At 61.6% G+C, this 19,765-nt stretch carries 18 protein-coding genes; 7 read left to right on the top strand and 11 right to left on the bottom strand.

Translation table 11 applies throughout. The annotated features are described in order from the left end of the window. Positions 1-76: 76 nt before the first annotated feature. Positions 77-1,108: an aldo/keto reductase gene (locus tag PH551_RS22680; protein ID WP_085781189.1), complete on the top strand. Its 1,032-nt coding sequence runs from the start codon at positions 77-79 to the stop codon at positions 1,106-1,108. A gap of 64 nt (positions 1,109-1,172) precedes the next feature. On the opposite strand, the gene PH551_RS22675 is transcribed toward PH551_RS22680, so the two are convergent. Continuing rightward, positions 1,173-2,024 carry a helix-turn-helix transcriptional regulator gene (locus PH551_RS22675; protein WP_285195110.1) on the bottom strand — a complete coding sequence of 284 codons (852 nt, stop codon included), beginning with the start codon at positions 2,022-2,024 and terminating at the stop codon, positions 1,173-1,175. 193 nt (positions 2,025-2,217) lie between these two features. Between PH551_RS22675 and PH551_RS22670 the strand changes: the two genes are divergently transcribed. From PH551_RS22670 to PH551_RS22650, 5 genes are all read left to right on the top strand, one after another. Beyond that, a complete protein-coding gene (locus PH551_RS22670) occupies positions 2,218-3,327 on the top strand; it encodes an ABC transporter ATP-binding protein (protein WP_085781191.1) in 1,110 nt (369 codons plus the stop codon). A 37-nt stretch (positions 3,328-3,364) separates the two neighbouring features. Further along, on the top strand, positions 3,365-4,525 hold the full coding sequence (locus tag PH551_RS22665) for an ABC transporter substrate-binding protein (RefSeq protein WP_085781192.1): 1,161 nt from the start codon (positions 3,365-3,367) through the stop codon (positions 4,523-4,525). A gap of 83 nt (positions 4,526-4,608) precedes the next feature. Then, positions 4,609-5,475: an ABC transporter permease gene (locus PH551_RS22660; protein ID WP_285195106.1), complete on the top strand. Its 867-nt coding sequence runs from the start codon at positions 4,609-4,611 to the stop codon at positions 5,473-5,475. Then, the gene (locus PH551_RS22655; RefSeq protein WP_085781194.1) at positions 5,475-6,284 is read left to right on the top strand and encodes an ABC transporter permease; all 810 of its coding nucleotides are present in this window, start codon (positions 5,475-5,477) and stop codon (positions 6,282-6,284) included. Before PH551_RS22660 ends, PH551_RS22655 begins: the two co-directional genes overlap by 1 nt. A 13-nt stretch (positions 6,285-6,297) precedes the next feature. Continuing rightward, on the top strand, positions 6,298-7,059 hold the full coding sequence (locus tag PH551_RS22650) for an SDR family NAD(P)-dependent oxidoreductase (protein ID WP_183702024.1): 762 nt from the start codon (positions 6,298-6,300) through the stop codon (positions 7,057-7,059). Between the two features lie 130 nt (positions 7,060-7,189). On the opposite strand, the gene PH551_RS22645 is transcribed toward PH551_RS22650, so the two are convergent. Further along, positions 7,190-8,974: a trimethylamine N-oxide permease gene (locus tag PH551_RS22645; RefSeq protein ID WP_285195104.1), complete on the bottom strand. Its 1,785-nt coding sequence runs from the start codon at positions 8,972-8,974 to the stop codon at positions 7,190-7,192. A 248-nt stretch (positions 8,975-9,222) separates the two neighbouring features. On the opposite strand from PH551_RS22645, the gene PH551_RS22640 reads away from it, so the two are divergent. Then, on the top strand, positions 9,223-11,592 hold the full coding sequence (locus tag PH551_RS22640; protein ID WP_285195102.1) for a trimethylamine N-oxide demethylase: 2,370 nt from the start codon (positions 9,223-9,225) through the stop codon (positions 11,590-11,592). 59 nt (positions 11,593-11,651) lie between these two features. Here PH551_RS22640 and minE read toward each other — a convergent pair whose 3' ends face one another. The 9 genes from minE to PH551_RS22595 all read right to left on the bottom strand — a co-directional run bounded on the left by minE (position 11,652) and on the right by PH551_RS22595 (position 19,678). Beyond that, positions 11,652-11,912, bottom strand: a complete 261-nt coding sequence (gene minE, locus PH551_RS22635) for a cell division topological specificity factor MinE (protein WP_011428260.1) — start codon at positions 11,910-11,912, stop codon at positions 11,652-11,654. Then, the gene (gene minD, locus PH551_RS22630; RefSeq protein ID WP_064684611.1) at positions 11,909-12,724 is read right to left on the bottom strand and encodes a septum site-determining protein MinD; all 816 of its coding nucleotides are present in this window, start codon (positions 12,722-12,724) and stop codon (positions 11,909-11,911) included. Before minD ends, minE begins: the two co-directional genes overlap by 4 nt. 31 nt (positions 12,725-12,755) lie before the next feature. Next, positions 12,756-13,481, bottom strand: a complete 726-nt coding sequence (gene minC / locus PH551_RS22625) for a septum site-determining protein MinC (protein WP_285195093.1) — start codon at positions 13,479-13,481, stop codon at positions 12,756-12,758. 210 nt (positions 13,482-13,691) lie between these two features. Continuing rightward, complete coding sequence (locus PH551_RS22620) at positions 13,692-14,294, bottom strand: methyl-accepting chemotaxis protein (RefSeq protein WP_085781199.1); 603 nt, start codon at positions 14,292-14,294, stop codon at positions 13,692-13,694. A 176-nt stretch (positions 14,295-14,470) separates the two neighbouring features. Beyond that, positions 14,471-15,808 carry an NAD(P)-binding domain-containing protein gene (locus PH551_RS22615; RefSeq protein ID WP_085781200.1) on the bottom strand — a complete coding sequence of 446 codons (1,338 nt, stop codon included), beginning with the start codon at positions 15,806-15,808 and terminating at the stop codon, positions 14,471-14,473. Positions 15,809-15,900: 92 nt separating this feature from the next. Next, positions 15,901-16,941, bottom strand: coding sequence for a heme-dependent oxidative N-demethylase family protein (locus PH551_RS22610; protein WP_285195090.1), 1,041 nt, complete (start codon positions 16,939-16,941; stop codon positions 15,901-15,903). A 24-nt stretch (positions 16,942-16,965) separates the two neighbouring features. Next, positions 16,966-17,931 carry a PDR/VanB family oxidoreductase gene (locus PH551_RS22605; RefSeq protein WP_285195089.1) on the bottom strand — a complete coding sequence of 322 codons (966 nt, stop codon included), beginning with the start codon at positions 17,929-17,931 and terminating at the stop codon, positions 16,966-16,968. Next, the gene (locus PH551_RS22600) at positions 17,928-18,533 is read right to left on the bottom strand and encodes a dimethylamine monooxygenase subunit DmmA family protein (RefSeq protein ID WP_285195087.1); all 606 of its coding nucleotides are present in this window, start codon (positions 18,531-18,533) and stop codon (positions 17,928-17,930) included. Before PH551_RS22600 ends, PH551_RS22605 begins: the two co-directional genes overlap by 4 nt. Positions 18,534-18,544: 11 nt before the next feature. Beyond that, positions 18,545-19,678, bottom strand: coding sequence for an aminomethyl transferase family protein (locus PH551_RS22595; RefSeq protein WP_285195086.1), 1,134 nt, complete (start codon positions 19,676-19,678; stop codon positions 18,545-18,547). Between the last annotated feature and the right edge of the window lie 87 nt (positions 19,679-19,765).

Here is a 19,765-nt window from a genome sequence, read left to right as displayed (position 1 = left end):
ATTGATTGCAGGAGCCCCGGCTTCTACCCCGACGATTTTGCGCGTCGGCCGCGGGTATCCGCATGAGGAGGAAGACATGGATTATCGCAAGCTCGGTCCGAGCGGGACCGTCGTCACCGCCTATTGCCTCGGCACCATGACCTTTGGCGCGGAGGCCGACGAAGCGGCCTCGCACAAGCTGCTCGACGATTATTTCGCCTGGGGCGGCAATTTCATCGACACCGCCGACGTCTACAGTGCCGGCAAGTCGGAAGAGATCATCGGCCGCTGGCTGAAGGCGCGCCCGACCGAGGCCCGCCAGGCGATCGTCGCCACCAAGGGGCGTTTTCCGATGGGCAACGGACCCAACGATATCGGCCTGTCGCGCCGGCATCTCGGCCAGGCGCTCGACGACTCGCTGCGCCGCCTCGGCCTCGAGCAGATCGACCTCTACCAGATGCATGCCTGGGACGCGCTGACGCCGATCGAAGAGACGCTGCGCTTCCTGGACGATGCGGTTTCATCAGGCAAGATCGGCTATTACGGCTTCTCCAATTATGTCGGCTGGCATATCGCCAAGGCTTCGGAGATCGCCAAGGCGCGCGGTTATACGCGTCCGGTGACGCTGCAGCCGCAATACAGCCTGTTGGCGCGCGACATCGAGCTCGAAATCGTCGCGGCCTGCCAGGATGCCGGCATGGGTCTCCTGCCGTGGTCGCCGCTCGGCGGCGGCTGGCTCACCGGCAAGTACAAGCGGGACGAGATGCCGACCGGCGCCACCCGCCTTGGCGAGAACCCCAATCGCGGCAGCGAATCCTATGCGCCGCGCAACGCTCAGGAACGCACCTGGGCGATCATCGGCGCGGTCGAGGAGATCGCCAGAGCCCGCGGTGTCAGCATGGCGCAGGTGGCGCTCGCCTGGACGGCGGCGCAGCCGGCCGTGACCTCGGTCATCCTCGGCGCCCGCACCCCCGAACAGCTCGCCGACAATCTCGGCGCGATGAAGGTCGAACTCTCCAAGGAGGAGATGGCGAAGCTCAACGAGGTCAGCGCCCCGCAACCTCTGGACTATCCCTACGGCAAGGGCGGCATCAACCAGCGCCACCGCAAGATCGAAGGCGGCCGCTGAGCCCTCCGGCCGCAACTGAACGAAGCCTGTCTGCTTCAAGCGGACAGGCCGTCCGGGTCGAGGCTTATCGCGTGCTTTGGGCTGCTGGTCGGTCGCCCGTGCTGCCGATTGTCTTCAGGTAGATCGATAAAAGCTGCGTCTGCGAGGAGATGCCGAGCTTGCGGTAGACGTTGCGGCGATGGACCTTCACCGTGCCCGTCGAGATGTTGAGCCTGAGGCCGATCGATTCCGAGGAATGTCCCTGCAATACCAGATCGACGATCGCGGTTTCGCGGCTCGTCAACTTGAGGTCGCGCCAGACAGTGTCGGCCGGCTGCAGCGCCTGCGCCGCCGCACCGCTTTTCCTCCCTTTTCGCAAGCCGGCATCGCGTTGCGCGTCGAAGCGGGCGCCGAGCCGCGGCCAGAAATGCCGGACAAGGCTCGCCACGAAAGGTTCGGCCTTTTTCAGAAGCGCGAATTCAGCCGGCGGAAACGGGCCGGTCTTTTCCCGGCGCATCAGCGACAGCACGACGGTGATATCGTCGTCGAGTGTCACGAAGAAGCCGATCTCCTCGGCAAGTCCCGTCTGGACATAATAGCTCCGGTAATATTCGCTGGAGAAGAAGCGGTCAGGCGCCAGCTCGCGCATGCGGAAGACGCCCGGGCGGCGCGCACGGGCGGTATGGTAAAATGGATCGAGCAGGTACGGACCAACCTGATAGAGGGTGACGAAAACGACGTTTTCCTCTGGATCGAAGGTGCTGTAGAGATCAATCGGCCGTTCCTTGCCGCGATAGGCAAAAACCACGACATAATCGAAGCGCACCAGCGCCGCCATCATCCGGCGGAACGTCTCACCAAACTCCGCATCCGCCATGGCGGTCTTTCCGACGGTGACGTCGAAAGCCTGAAACAGCGCCTCGAGATCAATGCTCATCGATAGCCTCTCCAAACCGTCTCAGCAGGAATACGCTAAGTTTCATATATACCTTCCACGAAGAGATGTGAGGCAGAATACCTCTTTCGGGGTATATACCGCGCCGACGGCCCTGGCTTACTGTTTCCCCAACGACGGTGGCAAAAAGGCAGCGCTAGACTGCCCATACCAACCAACCGCAGGGAACAGACGCGTGGCATCCGCTTCGACGAACGATATCGAATTCCGTTCGGTCACCAAGAATTATGGCGCGGTGACCGCCGTGACCGACATAAATCTGAATGTACCGAAGGGGGCTTTTCTCGCTCTGCTCGGCCCTTCCGGCTGCGGCAAGACCACGTGTCTGCGCATGATCGGCGGCTTTGAGCAGCCGAGCGAGGGCGCCGTGCTGATCGACGGGCGGGAGATGAACGGCGTTCCGGCCTATCGCCGCCCCGTCAACATGGTCTTCCAGCATTATGCTCTGTTTCCGCATTTCAATGTCGAACAGAACGTCGCCTATGGCTTGCGGCAGATGCGGCCAAGGATTGCGGCGGCCGAGATCAATCGCCGCGCGGCAGAAGCGCTCGAGATGGTGCGGCTTGGCGGTTTCGCCAAGCGGCGCATCCACGAGATGTCCGGCGGCCAGCAGCAGCGGGTGGCCTTGGCGCGCGCGATCGTCAACCGGCCTTCGGTGCTGCTGCTTGACGAGCCGCTGGCCGCGCTCGACAAGAAGCTGCGCTCGGCCATGCAGATCGAATTGCAGACGTTGCAGCGCGAGCTCGGCATCACCTTCGTGCTCGTCACCCACGATCAGGAAGAAGCGCTGTCGATGGCGGACGTCGTCTGCGTCATGAGCGCCGGGCGCATTCGTCAGCTCGGTACGCCGCAAGAGGTCTACGACCGCCCGGCCGATCTTTTCGTCGCCGATTTCGTCGGCAAGACCAACCGGATCGGTGCGACGATGGAAACCGGTGGCACGACGCTGCGCCTTGGCGACGGTTCGGCGCTTGCAGCCATTGCCCGCCCTGGCCTTGCGACGGGCGACGTGATCGTTGCGATCCGTCCCGAGGCGATCCGGCTGACGCGGGCTGCGGTCGGCAGCACGTCCTTTGCCGGCACGGTCACGCACCGCATCTTCCTCGGCTCCTCGGCCGAATATGCCGTCACTGTTCCGGGTCTCGGCGATTTCCTCGTCACCGCCGACCGGCGCAGCATGAATGAGAGCGATCTGGTCGAGCCAGGTGAAGCGGTTTTCCTCGGCTTCGATCCCGATATGGCTCACGTTTTTCCAGGCGAGGTTTCTTCACCCCAAGTTTCATAAGCATCGAATGCATAAACCAGAACAAGGGAACAGCATCATGAGCAAGGACTACAAGGATCATCTGCCTATTACGCCTGAAGGCTTCATGGACGAGTTCATGCGCCTGAAGCGCGGCTCCGTCAGCCGCCGCCACTTCCTCGGCGTCACCGGCCTCGGGCTTGCGACCGCCGTGCTGTCGCGTTTCCCCGGTGCGCTTTCGACGCCCGCCTACGCCGAGGATCTCGGTACCCAGATGTCGATCGCGACCTGGCCGAATTACCACGACCCTGCGACCTTCGAGAATTTCAAGGCGGCGACCGGCGTTGCCGTGGAGGTCAACGTCTTCGGCTCCAATGAGGAAATGCTGGCCAAGCTCCAGGCGGGCGCCTCCGGCTGGTCACTCTTCGTGCCGACCAACTACACGATCTCCACCTACCACAAGCTCGGCCTGATCGACGAACTCGATCTCTCCAAGATCCCGAATTTCAGCCAAGCGACGGAAAATCCGCGCTTCACCAAGGAAGGCATGATCGACGGCAAGACCTATGCCGTGCCGAAGAACTGGGGTACGACCGGGTTCTCGGTCAATACCGCGAAGATCAAGACCAAGCTTTCGAGCTGGAAGGACTTCTTTGACATCGCCCAGACGGAAGCCGACGGCCGCGCCATGGTGCACGACTATCAGCTGACGACGATCGGCAGCGCGCTGGTGTCGCTCGGCTACGATTTCAATTCGATCAAGGCGGACGAACTCGCCAAGGCCGAGGAACTGCTGATTAAAGTCAAACCGCACCTTTTCGCCATCAACAGCGACTACCAACCGGCCATGCGCGCCACCGACGCCTGGCTCACCATGTGCTGGACCAATGACGGGGCGCAGCTCAACCGAGACGTTCCCGAGATCGCCTATGTGCTTGGCACCGACGGCGGCGAGATCTGGACCGACTATTACGCCATCCCGAAGGACGCGCCGAACAAGGCGGCGGGTTACGCGCTGCTCAACTACCTCATGGATCCGGCCAATGCCGTCAAGGAGCACGTCGCCAATGGTGCACCGACGACCGACAGCCGGGTCATCGCGCTGCTGCCGAAGGAGATCACGGCGAACAAGATCGTCTATCCGGACGAGGCTTCATTGACGCCGCTGGAATTCGGCGCGGCGGTGACGTTGACCGATCCAGGCCGGGCGGAGCTGATGGCGCGTTTCAAGTCGGCTTGATCGCCGTTCCCAACTCCGGCCCCACCGCCTTGGCGCGAGGGGGCCGGTCTCGTGCCTAGAATCGGCGGATAAAGAACCTTTCGATGCCTTTTGCTCCTGACACCAATCGGCGCCTTGTCACCGCGGCTCTTGTCGGTCCGGCCAGCATCTGGCTGTTCGTGTTCCTGGTGCTGCCCTTCATCGCCATCATCGTCTTTGCCTTCGGCGAGCGGGCGCCCGAAGGTGGTTATCAGGCGGCTTTTACCTTTGCGCAGTTTGCCAATCTCGGTTCGCGCGCCGCAGCCTTCAAGAACACGCTGATCCTTGCGCCGATCGGCGCCTTCGCCTGCCTGCTCGTCGCCTATCCGGTTGCTTATTACCTGGCCGTCAAGGCGAGCGCCAAATACCGGCTGCTGCTGGTCTCCCTCGTCGTCGTGCCCTTCTGGACGAGCCTTCTCGTGCGCACCTACGCCTGGATGTACATCTTGGGAGCCCGCGGCATTCCGCATCTCTTGGAGATGGTCGGCATCGAAAATGTCAGGCTGCTGAACACACCGGGCGCCGTGCTGCTCGGCATCGTCTACGGCTACCTGCCGCTGATGATCATGCCGATCTATGTGAGCCTCGAAAAGCTCGACCGCCGCCTTCTGGAGGCCTCCGCCGATCTCGGCGCGCGGCCGCTTTCGACCTTTTTCGGCATCACGCTGCCGCTGTCGCTTCCTGGCGTGATGACCGGCATCGCCCTCGTTACCATCCTGCTGCTCGGCGAATATCTGATCCCGCAGTTGCTTGGCGGCGGCAAAGTCTTCTTCATCGGCAATGCGCTGGTCGATCTCTTCCTGCAGTCGCGCAACTGGCCGTTCGGCTCTGCGATCGCCGTCACTCTCGTCGTTGTCGTCGTCATCGTGCTGTTGATCGCCATGCGCATCGCCTGGCGCGTTGCCGGTACGCGCCAAGTGGATCTCGTCTGATGCGCGCGCTGGTCACCGCAGTCTACCTGTTCCTCTATACGCCGATCGCGCTTGTCGTGCTGTTCTCCTTTAATGCCGGCCGCAATGCCAGCGATTTCACCGGCTTCTCGACTCAATGGTATGGCAAGGCGCTTGCCAACACCTTCCTGATGGAAGCGCTGCAGAACAGCCTGGCCATCGCCTTTACCAGTGCCGGGCTGGCGGCCATTTTCGGCACAATGGCGGCGATCGGCATGGAGCGGCTCGGCGCCCGGGCGCGAGCGGTCTTCGACGGACTGTTCGCTGCGGCGATCGTCGTTCCCGGCGTCGTCATCGGCATTGCGACGCTGGTGGCGCTGGTCGAGGTCTTCGGCTTCGTCAATCCGCTGATTGCCGCCGTCTGGCCAGGCGAACAGGCGCCGAAGCTATCACTCGGCTATGGCTCGATCATCGCCGCCCACGGCCTCTTCACCATGGCGCTGGTGACAATGATCGTCAAAGCACGCATCGCCAGCCTCGGCCGTGACATCGTCGAAGCGTCGAGCGATCTCTACGCCACGCCATTGACCACTTTTCGCCAGATTGTGCTGCCGCAGATCCTGCCGTCAATCCTGGCCGGTTTTCTGCTCGCCTTCACCTTCTCCTTTGACGATTTCATCATCGCCTTTTTCGTCGCAGGCTCGAACACGACACTGCCGATTTATGTCTTCGCCTCGATCCGTCGTGGCGTGACGCCGGAGATCAACGCCATCGCCACGATGGTGCTTGTCGCATCGCTGGGACTAATCCTCATCGCGCGCTTTCTGATGCGCGAGAAAACAACAAACTGAACGGGAAACACCAATGATTCTTGAAAATCGCGTCGCGATCGTCACCGGAGCGGGCTCGGGCATCGGCCAGGCCGGCGCGCAGATCATGGCAGGAGAAGGTGCTTTCGTCGTCGTGGCCGACCTGAATGCCGCCAGTGCCGCCGAAACCGTCGGCCGGATTGAGGCCGCCGGCGGCAGGGCTGAGTGCCTTGTTCTCGACGTCACCGACGACACGGCACTCGAAGCCGGCATCGCTGCGGTCGCCGAACGTCACGGCCGGATAGACATCCTCCACAATCACGCCGGCGCACAGGTGGCGGGCGATCTGGAGCAGGTCGCTGTCGAGGGTTTCGACAGGTCCTGGAGCCTGAATGTCCGAGCGCATTTCATGGCGGCTCGCTTCGTCATGCCGTTGATGAAGAAGGCGGGCCGCGGCGTCATCCTCAACACCTCTTCCTCGTCGGGCGTACTCTACGATCGCGAGATGATTGCCTATACGACGACGAAACATGCGGTCATCGCGATGACCCGGCAGATGGCCGGCGACTACGCCAGGTTCGGCATCCGCGTCAACGCGCTCTGCCCGGGCTGGGTGGATACGCCGTTCAACGAACCCTTCATCGCCCAGATGGGCGGCCGCGGCGCGATCGAGGCCTATGTCGCCGAGAAGGTGCCGCTCGGACGCTGGGCTGATGTCTCCGAAATCGCCGAGCCCATTCTCTTCCTGGTCTCGGACCGCTCGTCCTACATGACCGGGCAGATTCTCGTCGTCGACGGCGGCGAGACCATTGTCTGACGGTGGTGGAATGGGTTTGCCCCTCGGTCGGATCGGCTGACCCTCATCGGATCAAATCAAAGAATCAGCGCATGAAAAAGCCGCCATGTTTCCATGGCGGCTTGGCGGCTTTTCTGCTTGGGAGGCGATTTTAAGCCGGAAGCTGAAAGAACCAGTTGGCGAAAAGGACGATTGCCAGGCCGCCGACAAGTGCGAGATAGGGCAGCATGCCGGCTTTCCTGACGCCGAGATCCTGGCCGATGAGGCCGAGATCCTCCATCGCGCCTGCCGGGAACTTGCCGCCGTCGCGCACATAGTGGCGATAGGCGAAGACCGGCAGGATCAGGGCGGCGAAGATGAAGCCGACCCAGAGCGCATTGGAGTAACCCCAGACCTTGGCGCCGGCGCCGAGGAAGAGCGCGTTGACAAAGGCGAGCACGGTGTTGAGGCCGATCAGCCAGCTCGGCGCCTTCCAGGGGCGTTCGATATGGCCGGAATCTATCCGGTGGATCCAGCCGGAATTGAGGTTCAGGAAATTGAAGATGATGTAGCCGACATTCGAGACGGCAAGCACGAAGAAATAGCCGCCGGCATCCGAAGCGATCGCCAGAAGGAAGAGGTTGAAGGCGAAGTCGGTCCACATGGCCCGCGTCGGGGCGCCGTGCTCGTTGGCATGGTCGAGATATTTCGGCAGCCAGCCATCCTTCGAACCCTGGTAGAGCGTGCGCGAGGAACCGGCCATCGCCGTCATGATGGCGAGGAAGAGCGCCAGGATCATCAATACGACGAGTAGCTGGGTGATCACCCGGCCGGCGCCGATCAGGCCGCCGAGCGCTTCGGCAACGCCCGTGCCGTCGACGATGCCCGGAGCGAGCATACCGGCATGGCCGAGAACGCCCTGGAAGGCGAATGGCACCAGGAAGAAGAACAGGCAGCAGGCCAGGCCGGAATAGAAGATCGCCTTGAAGGTATCGGTCTTCGGGTTCTTCAGTTCCCGGGTGTAGCAGACGGCCGTCTCGAAGCCGTAGGTCGACCAGGCGGCGATGTAGAGACCGCCGAGGAAGAGCGTCCAGCCGCCGTTGCTCCAGGTGCCGTCGGAGGCCGTATAGGCGGCCGTCGGCGGCAAGAGGCCGGTGACGTTGGCGGCGACGACCTGGCCGCTGATGATCGGGTAGAGGCCGATGATCAGGAGCGGCACCAGCACGATGATCGCCAGCCACTTCTGCACGCTTGCGGTTTCCGAGATGCCGCGATGCTGGATCGCGAAGATGATCAGCATCAGGATGCCGCCGATGAAGAAGGTGGCGTTGATGTTGGCGGTGGCGAGGTATGGAATGCTGAAGCTTGCGAGCGACCAACTGCGGATCGCCGGCGTAAGCGCCGCGACGCCGTCGGCGCCGAGCAGCGCCTTGACAGCATCATCAGGCGTCGTGCCGGCATGGGCTGCAATATATTCGACGACGCGGGGGCTGTCGGCCGTAACGGAAGCGGCATGCGCGGCGATCCAGTCGAGGACCATTTGTGAATCGGCTGCGGGAATCGGGAAAAATGCATTGAGAATATAGCCGGCGGCGATGGCGCAGCCGAGCGAAAGCACCGGCGACCAGGCAAACCAGTTGCACCAGACCGACAGGGGCGCGATGAATTTCGAATAGCGCAGCCAGGCGGTGGCGCCGTAGACGGAGGCCCCGCCGGATTTGTTGCCGAACATGCCGGCGATCTCGGCATAGGTGAAGGATTGCAGGAAACCCATAACCATCGAGATGATCCAGACGACGAAGGCGAGCTTGCCCGTCGTGCCTGCGATGCCGCCGATGGAGAAGAGAACGAGCGGCGGCACGCCCGCAGCCACCCAGAATGCGCCCTTCCAGTCGAGCGCGCGTATAAGCTTACCTTCGGTGCCGGATGCAATTCCGGCCTCCACAATATCTGTCATCGGTGAAATTCCCCATTCGATTGTTCCGGACGTATCTCTGTACGTCTCCCTGAACGTGTCTCCCTGACCGTCTCAAGCCCGCTCGGATTATTTTGGTGATCCGCGCTCCCGACGGATTCTCCGAGTCTGAACTCTTTATGCATAGTGAAGATATTTTCTTTTTAGTCAACATCACTTTACTTTCCACAGGCATTTTGTAACCTGTATGGGTGTATGCCGAAGGGCATGCCGATCCCCATGAGGGTAGAATGCGAGAACTTTATCCTGTCATGCCAGGCCCCCGAACGGTCGTTCCGAGCCTCGTCCATTATCCCGGTAATCCCGCCCTGCCGGAGGGCATGGAACGTTACCGGGCAAAGGGTGGCGGATCGGTCGTCGTACGCGTGGAGGCGGGTGATCGCGTGAGCGTCATCGACAGCGAAGGCGGGCAGATTTGTGAGCTCTCCTTCCTTGACGAAAAAGGCCGCTTCCAGGCAGCCGGTCTCGGAACGGCATTCAGCAATTCAGCCGAGGGTTTGAAGGCCATTCTTCAGGCGGAGGATGAGAGTGCTGCCCGCACGCGCGCGGCACTTCAGCGGCGCGGGGCCGATCTCGCAGCCGCCGGAGCGCTCCTCATCTTCGGGGCAGGATCGACGCCGGGCAGCCGGGCAGAGTTCACGATTGCCATGAAGGGTCTGCTGATCGTTGCGGCACCCGCCGGCGCCATGTCGCCAGAGGCGCAGGACACGGCGACGCCGATCGAGATCCGGATCAAGCGCAGCCTGCTGATCCGCGACTATGCCTCCGCGCTGCCGGAACCGGCGGCCGATCCGATCGAGGATATCCGCATCCGGGCGGCAAGCGCAGCCGCCTATTTCGTGCGCGCCGGCGAATTCATTCAGATCATCGACGTCTATGGGCGCCAGTGTACCGATTTCCAGGCCTTTGCCGCCCGCAAGGTCGACAAGGGGCTCGATCTTGCGCTCGATTCGACCGTCACCCGCACCCTGCTCGGCCGCAGCTATCCCACGCCCGGCCTGCCGTCCAAGGCCTTCGACCGTGACTTCGAGCCGCTGGTCGAGGTCGTCCAGGATACCGTCGGCCGCCATGACGCCTTCGCGACGGCCTGCAATTCGCGCTATTACGACGACATGGGTTATCCCGGCCACGTCAACTGCACGGACAACTTCAACGCGGCGCTGGCGCCTTACGGTATTGCCGGGCGCAAGGGCTGGGAAGCGCTGAACTATTTCTACAACACCAATATCGACCACAACAACCAGCTCTATCTCGACGAACCCTGGTCGCGTCCCGGCGATTACGTGCTGATGCGGGCGCTGACCGATCTCGTCTGCGTCTCATCGTCCTGCCCTGACGATATCGATGCGGCGAACGGCTGGGATCCGACGGATATCCACGTCCGTACATTTTCCGGAAAAGAGAAATTCTCACGAGCGGTAGCCTATCGCATGACCCCAGATGCCGAAGCCGAACTGACGCGCGAAACCGCCTTCCATCCACGCCTCTCGGCGTTGACGCGAGATTTTACGGAATATCGCGGCTACTGGTTGCCGAACCGCTTCTCGTCCGAAGGTCCGGTCGAGGAATACTGGGCCTGCCGCGAGCGCGCCGCCGTCATCGATCTCTCGCCCTTGCGGAAGTTCGAAGTGACGGGCCCGGACGCCGAGGAACTGCTGCAATACTGCCTGACGCGCGATGTTCGCAAACTCTCGACCGGCCAGGTCGTCTATTCCGCGATGTGCTACGAAAATGGCGGCATGATTGATGACGGCACGCTCTTCAGGCTCGGCGACAAGAACTTCCGCTGGATCGGCGGCGATGATTTCAGCGGCATATGGCTGCGTCAGCAAGCCGAGAAGAAGGGCTTCAAGGCCTGGGTTCGATCATCGACCGACCAATTGCACAATATCGCGCTGCAAGGCCCGAGGAGTCGCGATATCCTGAAGGAGATCATCTGGACGGCGCCGCGCCAGCCCGCGATCGGCGAGCTCGAATGGTTCCGCTTCGCGGTTGGCCGCATCGGCGGATTCGAGGGCGCCCCGGTCGTCGTCTCGCGCACGGGCTATACCGGCGAGCTCGGCTACGAGATCTTCTGTCATCCGAAGGATGCGCTGACGGTGTTCGATGCCGTCTGGGAGGCAGGCCAACCGCACGGGCTGAAGCCGATGGGGCTGGAAGCGCTCGACATGGTCCGCATCGAGGCGGGCCTGATCTTCGCCCATCACGAATTCACCGACCAGACGGACCCGTTCGAGGCCGGCATCGGCTTCACCGTGCCGCTGAAATCCAAGCAGGACGATTTCATCGGCCGCGAAGCGCTGATCCGGCGCAAGGAGCATCCGCGCCATCTGCTCGTCGGCCTCGACATCAAGGCCAACGAGGCGGTCGGCCATGGTGACTGCATCCATATCGGCCGGGCCCAGATCGGCGTCGTCACCAGCGCGACGCGCTCGCCTGTTCTCGGCAAGACGATCGCGCTCGCCCGTATCGATGTGATGCATGCAAGCCCGGGCACCGAGGTCGAGATCGGCAAGCTCGACGGCCACCAGAAGCGCCTGCCGGCGACGATCGTGCCGCTTTCGCATTACGATCCGCAGAAGGCGCGCCCGCGATCGTAACCCACTTCGTGTTCAGGAGACGACGATCGGTTCCGTCCGTCGTCTCCCGGATCTTGCCCTCAAGCGGCCTGTACGGCTGCGTTCAGCGGGATTTCCACGTCGATCTCAAGAGTGGAGACAAACTCGTTGCGGTCGATCGTCACCTGCACCTTGTCGTGGTCGAGCTCGACATGCTTTGCGATTACCGCAAGGATTTCCTCGCGCAGCAGCGAAACAAGGTCCGATCCTGCCGATGAGCGTTCGTGTGCAAGGAGCACCTGCAAGCGTTCGCGGGCGGCGGGTGCCGTTCTCTGCTTGTTGAATAGACGGAAAATGTTCATGCTGCCCTCCGTCCGAAGATCTTGCCGAAAAGATTGCGCTTTTCCTCGGGGATCGTGATCGGCAAGGTTTCGCCGGCGAGCCGGCGAGCCGCATCGAAATATGCCATCGCAGCCGCGCTGCGGCTTTCCGCCAGCGTCACCGGCGCGCCGATGTTGGACGCACGCAGGACGTCCATGCTCTCCGGCACGATGCCGAGGAGCGGGATGGAGAGGATCTCCAGGACGTCGTCGACCTTCAGCATGTCACCGCGTTCGGCGCGGTTGGCGTCGTAACGGGTGAGCAGCAGGTGCTTTTCCATCCGCTCGCCGCGTTCGGCCTTGGCGGTCTTGGCATCGAGCAGGCCAATGATCCGGTCGGAGTCGCGCACCGACGAGACTTCCGGATTGGTGACGACGACGGCTACGTCGGCATGGCGCATGGCAAGTGTCGCGCCACGCTCGATCCCGGCGGGGCTGTCGCAGATGATCCAGTCGAAGTAGCGCTTCAGATCGTTGATGACGCGCTCGACGCCCTCGGCTGTCAGATTGTCCTTGTCCCGGGTTTGGGAGGCCGGCAGCAGGAACAGCGTCTCCAACCGCTTGTCGCGGATCAGCGCCTGGGTGAGCTTGGCGTCGCCCTGGATGACGTTGATCAGGTCGTAGACGACCCTGCGTTCGGCGCCCATCACGAGGTCGAGATTGCGCAAGCCGACGTCGAAATCGACGACGACGACCTTTTCATTGCGTTGCGCCAGCGCCGCTCCCAATGCGGCGGTCGAGGTCGTCTTTCCGACCCCGCCCTTGCCTGACGTGACGACGATCACTTTCCCCATTTCTCTCTCCTTTGCCGTGGCCGCAGCCGAGTCAGATCAGTTTTTCCGCCATGATCGCGTCCTCTTCGAGCCAGAGCTGAACAGCCTGTCCACGAAGATTGGGGGCCATGTCTTCCGCCATTTTGTAGATGCCGTCGATTGCGACGAGCTCAGCCTCGAGCTTGCGACAAAAGATCCGCGCCGATGCGTTTCCGATGGAGCCCGCCATGGCTCGGCCGCGCAACGCGCCGTAGATATGGACGGAGCCGCCGGCGATCACCTCGGCGCCCGAGGCGACTGAGCCGACGATGGTGACGTCGCCTTCCGGGAAGATCACCGACTGCCCCGAGCGTACCGGTTCCCTGATGACGATGGATTGCGTTGTCGTTACGGGGCGGGTCTCGGTCGCTGCCGGCTTGGTCGCCGAATCGGCAGGCTCGTTCGGCTGAACCTCGATGTCGGAGGCGGAGCGGCCGCCTTTCAGCGCCGGAGGCATGCCCGCGCCCAGAATCGACGGCCGAGCGCCCTCGATACCCATGATGCTGACATTGCGCTTGGCAAGTTCGGCGATGAGGTCCTTCAGCTGCGGCCGGTCGATTTGCAGGTCCGTCAAATCGAGCACGACAGGCCGTCCGAGGAAGAAGCCGGCCGAACGGGCAGCCAGATCGTCCAGCCTGGCCAGCCAATCATCGATCGGCAGATCTGGGGAGAGCATGACCGCCAGGAAAGAGCGGCCCTTGATGCGGATAGAGCGAGCGTCTGTTAGCACTTTGGTCATCTATGTGAAGAAATCGTTGACCATGTCTACCGCCGGTATGGTTAACAAAAGGTTAACGCGGCCTTAACATTCCCTGCAACGGCACGAGCTTTTTCGCGGGCGGGATTGTACCAACTCATTGGAATTACAGCGCGACTAGAAGATGCTCGACATAGTTAACCGGACGGCCTTCGTCGTGAGCCGCAAATTCAACCATCGCTTGGGTAACGATCAGCCTTGCGCCTTGCGTTGGGCGTCGGAAATGGCGCGTGCGGCCTCTTCCGAGGAGTTGGCGAGCGTTCGCATCTCGGCGGCAAGCACCGCAAAGCCCGATCCGGCGGTCCCGGCGCGCGCGGCCTCGATGCCAGCATTGACGGCGAGCAGCTTGAGATAGCGCAGCGACTGCAGGATCTCGTTGGTTTTCGAGGCGGTGACGCGCATGTCGGCGGTCTGTTCGTCGATTCGCTGATAGAGCGATTCGATATTGATGATGCTGCCCTCGAGATAGAGAAGTTCACCCTTCTCGTCCCAGATGCCGCCACCGGTCTCGGTCACCCAGATGAGATGGCCCTTGGCGTGGCGGATGCGGTATTCCATCGTCCAGTCCGTCCGCTGCTCGAGCGCCCGCCCGACCACCTCGTCCATCAAAGGCACGTCTTCCTCGTACATGATCGAGGTGAAAGTCCGTGTCCTGTTGCCGATGATTTCGTCGGCGGGGTAACCGAAAATGCGCTCGATGCCGTTGGTCATCTCTAGCATCGTGTAGTTTTCGTCGGCGCGGCAGCGGTAAAGAAAACCGCTCATGCGCCCGAGAATGCTCGTTTGGAAATCCATGAAGGCCTCGCTCGAAAGGAGGAGTTGCGAATTGGATTACTCACTTCACTTTAAACGTTGGAGGAGCCGCAACGAACGGCTCTCTTCCTGCCATGCGGGGCCGTAGCACATTGAATTTGCCGAATGATTTTATCCGAAAATCGATTCGGACCTAATAAATATGCGGCATGCCGTCTTCAGTTGCGCAGATATTCCTCCATGGAATCGTCCAGCGCCTCGACCCACGGCGTATGATGCTTCGGCGACATGTTGCCGGTCATGAGCGACCGGTAGGCATGGTCGCGGAAGCCCATGATGTTGTGGGCCTTGTGATGTTCCCATTCCATGAAGGTCCGGTTGGTACCCTCGATGTCGAAGGAGGGATAATCGGTCTCGGCGAGCAGTTCCTTCACGTAGTCGCCCTGATACCAGATCATCTGCTCGGCATCTTCGAGCGTCTCCTCGCGGGCGCGCCACATGTCGAAATTCGCCTTCAGTTCCTCTTCCGGCGGCAGGGTGATGCGGCCCATCATCACGTCGCGCGCCCACCAGGCCTGAACGTCGAACATGTTGAAAGTATAGAACTGGTCCTGCATGCCGATATAGAAGAGCTGCGGGTTCTTGTCGAAGATCACGCCCTTGTAGAGGCTGTCGGCCCACAGGCGGTTGGCCGTCTTCAGCCGGAGGTCGTCGGGCAGGAAGGGGAAATGGTGCTGGTATCCGGTGCAGAGGATCAGGGCGTCGACTTCCTTACTCGACCCGTCGAGGAAATGCGCGGTGCGGTTTTCGAGCTTGGTCAGCAGCGGCCGTTCTTCGAAATTCTCCGGCCATTTGAAGCCCATCGGCTTCGAGCGGTAGCTCGTCGTCACCGATTTCGCGCCGTATTTCCAGCACTGCGAACCGATGTCTTCCGCCGAATAGCTGCGGCCGACGATCAGGATGTCCTTGCCCTTGAACTCGAGTGCGTCGCGGAAATCATGAGCGTGCAGGACGCGGCCGTTGAAGGTCTTGACGCCCTCGAAATAAGGCACGTTCGGGGTCGAGAAATGGCCTGATGCAACGACGACATAGTCGAATTCCTCGTCATACATCCGGTCTTCGATGCGGTTATGCGCCGTCACCGTGAATTTCTTCGTGGCCTCATCGAAGCGGACCATGCGCACCGGCGTGCTGAAGCGCACCCAGTGACGGACATTCGCCTTCTCGACGCGGCCCTTGATATAGTCCCAGAGCACGGCGCGAGGCGGATAGGAGGCGATCGGTTTGCCGAAATGCTCCTCGAAGGAATAGTCGGCGAATTCGAGGCATTCCTTCGGGCCGTTCGACCAGAGATAGCGATACATGCTGCCATGGACCGGTTCGCCATATTCGTCGAGGCCGGTGCGCCAGGTATAGTTCCAGAGCCCGCCCCAGTCCGACTGCTTTTCGAAGCAGACAATCTCCGGGATTTCGGCGCCCTTCTGGGCAGCCGATTGAAAGGCGCGCAGCTGCGCAAGCCCGGAAGGACCGGCACCGATCACGGCTACTCTTGTCATGAAGCATTCCCCTTTTGATTATATGGCATCATCTCCTGGATAACTCCTCGAGCCAAAATCATCCAGAAATTCAAAGCGTTAAGGCATTTCTCTCAATCCGGATAAATACCGGGGCTGGTCGGAGCCCCGTCGTCATATTTGGAAAGCCAGTCGATCGTGGTCTCGCGGTAGCGGGTGAGGCCCTTATAGTCGATGAGTTCCGGCGGCAGCGTCTTCAGCACCCGCGGGAAGCGCCGCGCCCATTTAGGCACAGTGATGAGCTCTTCCATGTTCATCAGGTAGCAGCGGATGACGAAAAGGATGGCGTTGGAGCGTGGCAGGCGCCAGAGGCTTTGCAGCTCGACCCGCAGATGCACCTTCTCGCCGACATTGTCAGGCGTCACCGTCGTGCGGTCGGGACCCCATTTGTGATAATTCTCCGGGCTGGTGTCGAGCCGCGGATTGATGGTCATCGTCCAGTTGAAACGCCGCGTCGGCTTGCCCTGCTGAAGGTTCAGAAGGAATTTCAGCGCCCGGTCGAAGACGCCGATCTGATGGGCGAGCGGCACCGGCCCGTGCCATTCCATGAAGTTCATGCCGATGTCGAAATCGAGCGACCAGTCGGCCTGCGTCGTCACCATGCCGGCATCCATCCACAGATTGCCGTCGCGCTGATCGACGATGCAGAAATCGCCCTGGGCCTGGCGGGTGATATATTCGAAGGGCTCATAGGGCAGCGTCGAGACATCGCCGAAGGTGAAGCTGTCGTCGATGCCGAGCGGCCGGTTGATCCAGCGCCACTGGTCGCCGTTGCGGATCAGCGTGAAGTGGTCGGGATAACCCGCCGCCTGCTCTTCCATCAGAAGTTCGAGCGTATCCCATTGCGCACTCATCATGTGCGGCAGCGCCTGGTAGCGCAACGGATCTTCCTTCAGCACCAGCGCCCGATCCTGCATCTCGGCGACGTAATGCTCGTCGACATCGATCAGGTTTTCGTAGACGGTTCCCGCCCGGCCGCGCACATGCGGTTCCATGTTGACCGAATACATGTATTCGTCGCGGTCGAAGGGAAACGGGAAACGACGGATATTCCCGGGGCTGTTCCGGTAGCTGAAATCGTTCCGGAATGTTTCTTGCTTGAAGGCGATTGCCATGTCCGGTCTCCTTTTTCGATGCCGTCAGAGATCAAGATGCAGCGTGTTCCCCTCGAAGCGGGAAACACAGATCATCACCTTGCTGCCGGATGCCTTTTCTTCGCTTGTCAGATAGACGTCGTTGTGCAGCAGTTTGCCCTCGCAGACGGCGACCGCCGTTTCGCATTGACCGCAGGCGCCGCCGCGACAGAGGAAGGGGGCGTCGACGCCGGCCGCCTCGATCGCCTCCAGCATGCTTTCGTGATGGCCGACCTTCACGGTCTTGCCGGAGCGTAGAAGCTCGATCGTGAAGGGTTTACCGGGCAAGGATGAGAGGAACCGTTCCGAATGCAGGTTCTGCTCCGGCCAGCCGGCATCGAGCCCCGCTTTCATCACACCGTCGATCATGCCGGAGGGGCCGCAGACATAAAGATGCGTGCCGAGCGGCTGGCACTCGAGCAGACGCGTCAGCGGGATGCCACTGCCTTCGGCGTCGCAATAGATCTTGATACGATGCGGACCATAGCGCTCCAGGAGTTCCCGCCAGTAGGCGCCGTGGTCGCGCGTTCGGATGGCGTAATGCAGCTCGAAGGCGGCGCCTTCGCGGGAAAACTGCTCCATCATCGCAATGAAAGGGGTAATGCCGATGCCGCCGGCGATCAGAAGATGCTTGCGCCCCCGCCAATCGGGCTGGAAGAGGTTGACCGGATAGCTGACCTTCAGCTCGTCACCTTCGTTGACCTTCTGATGCATGAAGGTGGAGCCGCCGCGTGAATCCTCGACATGCAGCACGCTGATCTCATAGGCCGCGCAGTCGTGCGGCGGAGACATCAGCGAATAGGCGTTGCGGCGCATATGACCGCCATCGTTCATCGAGACGATGATATGGGCGCCGCCTGAGAAATACGGCATCGGTTTTCCATCCAGGCGCTCGAAGCGGAAACGCTTGACGCGCTCGGCGATCGGAGTGATCCGCGCTACGCGCACGGGAATTTCAGTGCCGCCGCTCAAAGGAACAACTCCTCTGGTTCAGGCGCGCTGCCGGGCTCTTCCGCGTCGATGTTGACGCCCTGGAAGGCGGCAAGCCGCCGCGAATAGTGATCGCGGACAAGAAGCGTCAGCCCGCAATGGCTGCAGGCGAAGGGGCTGGTGGTGACGTCGTCCGTGATGCCCTTGCAATGGACGCATTGCACCCGCCTGGCCAGCGAGCCGCGATGCTCGGTGATGATGGAGGCGTGGTCCATGCCGTAGTCAAGCGCCACGAGCATCGCCTGGCCGATGAAGCCCTCCGTGCCGGAGATATAAAGCCGAGTGCCCATATGGGCCGCCCCGAGCGAGCCCTTCAGCCGGAAGAGCAGCGTTGCTATCGTCGGCGCCGTGAAGAACATGTCGGCGCCGAGCCGGCGTAGCGTCTCGTCGAGGCCGGACCCTCGAGAACCGCGGGCGACGTAGAGAATCTCGCTGCGGGAAAGAGCCGTTTCGTCAAGCGCCGGCTGCTGATCGAGGAGAGCCTTGGCGCCCTCCCCTTCGAGTGCGAAAATGTGCCGCCGGGCGCGCGGCTGGATGGTCAGGCCCTTATAGACTGGTCGGCTCTTGATGCCTGCGACGAGCATTGGCGTGCTCCTTAACCTACGGCAATCCTCTTCTTCTTCTCCGGATCGTCGAAGGGAAGCGTATGGGCGGTGGCGGCTGCCTTGACGGTCTTGCCGCGGACTTCGAGCTTCGTCCCGTGCACCGCCTTGTCAACGTCGAGGCGGGCGATCGCCATGGATTTCTTCGTCAGTGAGGAATAGCTCGGGCAGGTGATGACGCCGACCTTCTTGCCGTCGGCAAAAACCTCGTCGCCGAGGTCGGCCGGTCCGTCGGCGTCGATCAGCATGCCGAAGATCTTGAAACGCTCCTTGCCCTTGAGGCGCGCATGTTCCTCGGCCCCGCGGAAGCCCGTCTTACCGGGGCTGACGGTGAAGTCGAGGCCGAGTTCCCAGAGACTGTCGCCGGGCGGCTGGTCGGCGAAGGGATACATCTGCGAATTGTCGTAGGGATAGAACAGCAGGTAGCTTTCGACGCGCAGCATGTCGAGGACCGAGAAGCAGCAGGGGATGATGCCCATCTCCTTGCCTTCACAGACGATCCTGTCCCAGACCATCACGGCGTCCTGGCCGCGCACGAAGATCTCGTAGCCGCGCTCGCCGGTATAGCCGGTGCGCGAGATCATCACGGGCGCGCCGAACAGCGTCGTCTGCATGTGGTGGAAATATTTGAGGTCGCGGATGCCGGGCACATATTTGGCGAGGTAATCGACCGCAAGCGGACCCTGAAGCGACAGGTCATGCAGGTCGTCGTCGAAGAGTACCGCGCAATTGCGGCCCGCCGCCTGCTTGACGACTTCCTCGTGACCGGAGCCGGATCCATGCACGAGCATCCAGGAATTCGGGCCGGTGCGATAGACGATGCAATCGTCGGTAAAGTGGCCGCGGTCGTTCAGCATGGTCGCGTAAACCGAGCGGCCGGGATAGATCTTCGTCAGGTCGCGGGTCGTGATGTAGTCGAGGACGGCGATGGCGTGCGGGCCGACCAGATGCACCTTCTTCAGGCCGGAAACATCCATGATGCCGGCCTTGGTGCGGACTGCGACATGCTCTTCCGACATGTCCTTCTCGTAGGTCCAGGCGGTTCCCATACCGCTCCAGTCTTCGAGCTTCGATCCCAGAGCGCGATGCCGATCCGCCAAGGCGGAGAAACGCCATGATAGTGCCATTTCCGTTCCCTCTTATTTCCTCTACGGAATATTTGTTTCCTGACTATATAAATCTTTCGCGTCATGGCAAGCCCGCCAGACGGCATT

Source organism: Rhizobium atlanticum (assembly GCF_030182485.1).
Classification (GTDB): Bacteria; Pseudomonadota; Alphaproteobacteria; order Rhizobiales; family Rhizobiaceae; genus Rhizobium.
This window is presented reverse-complemented; position numbering and strand designations above follow the sequence as displayed.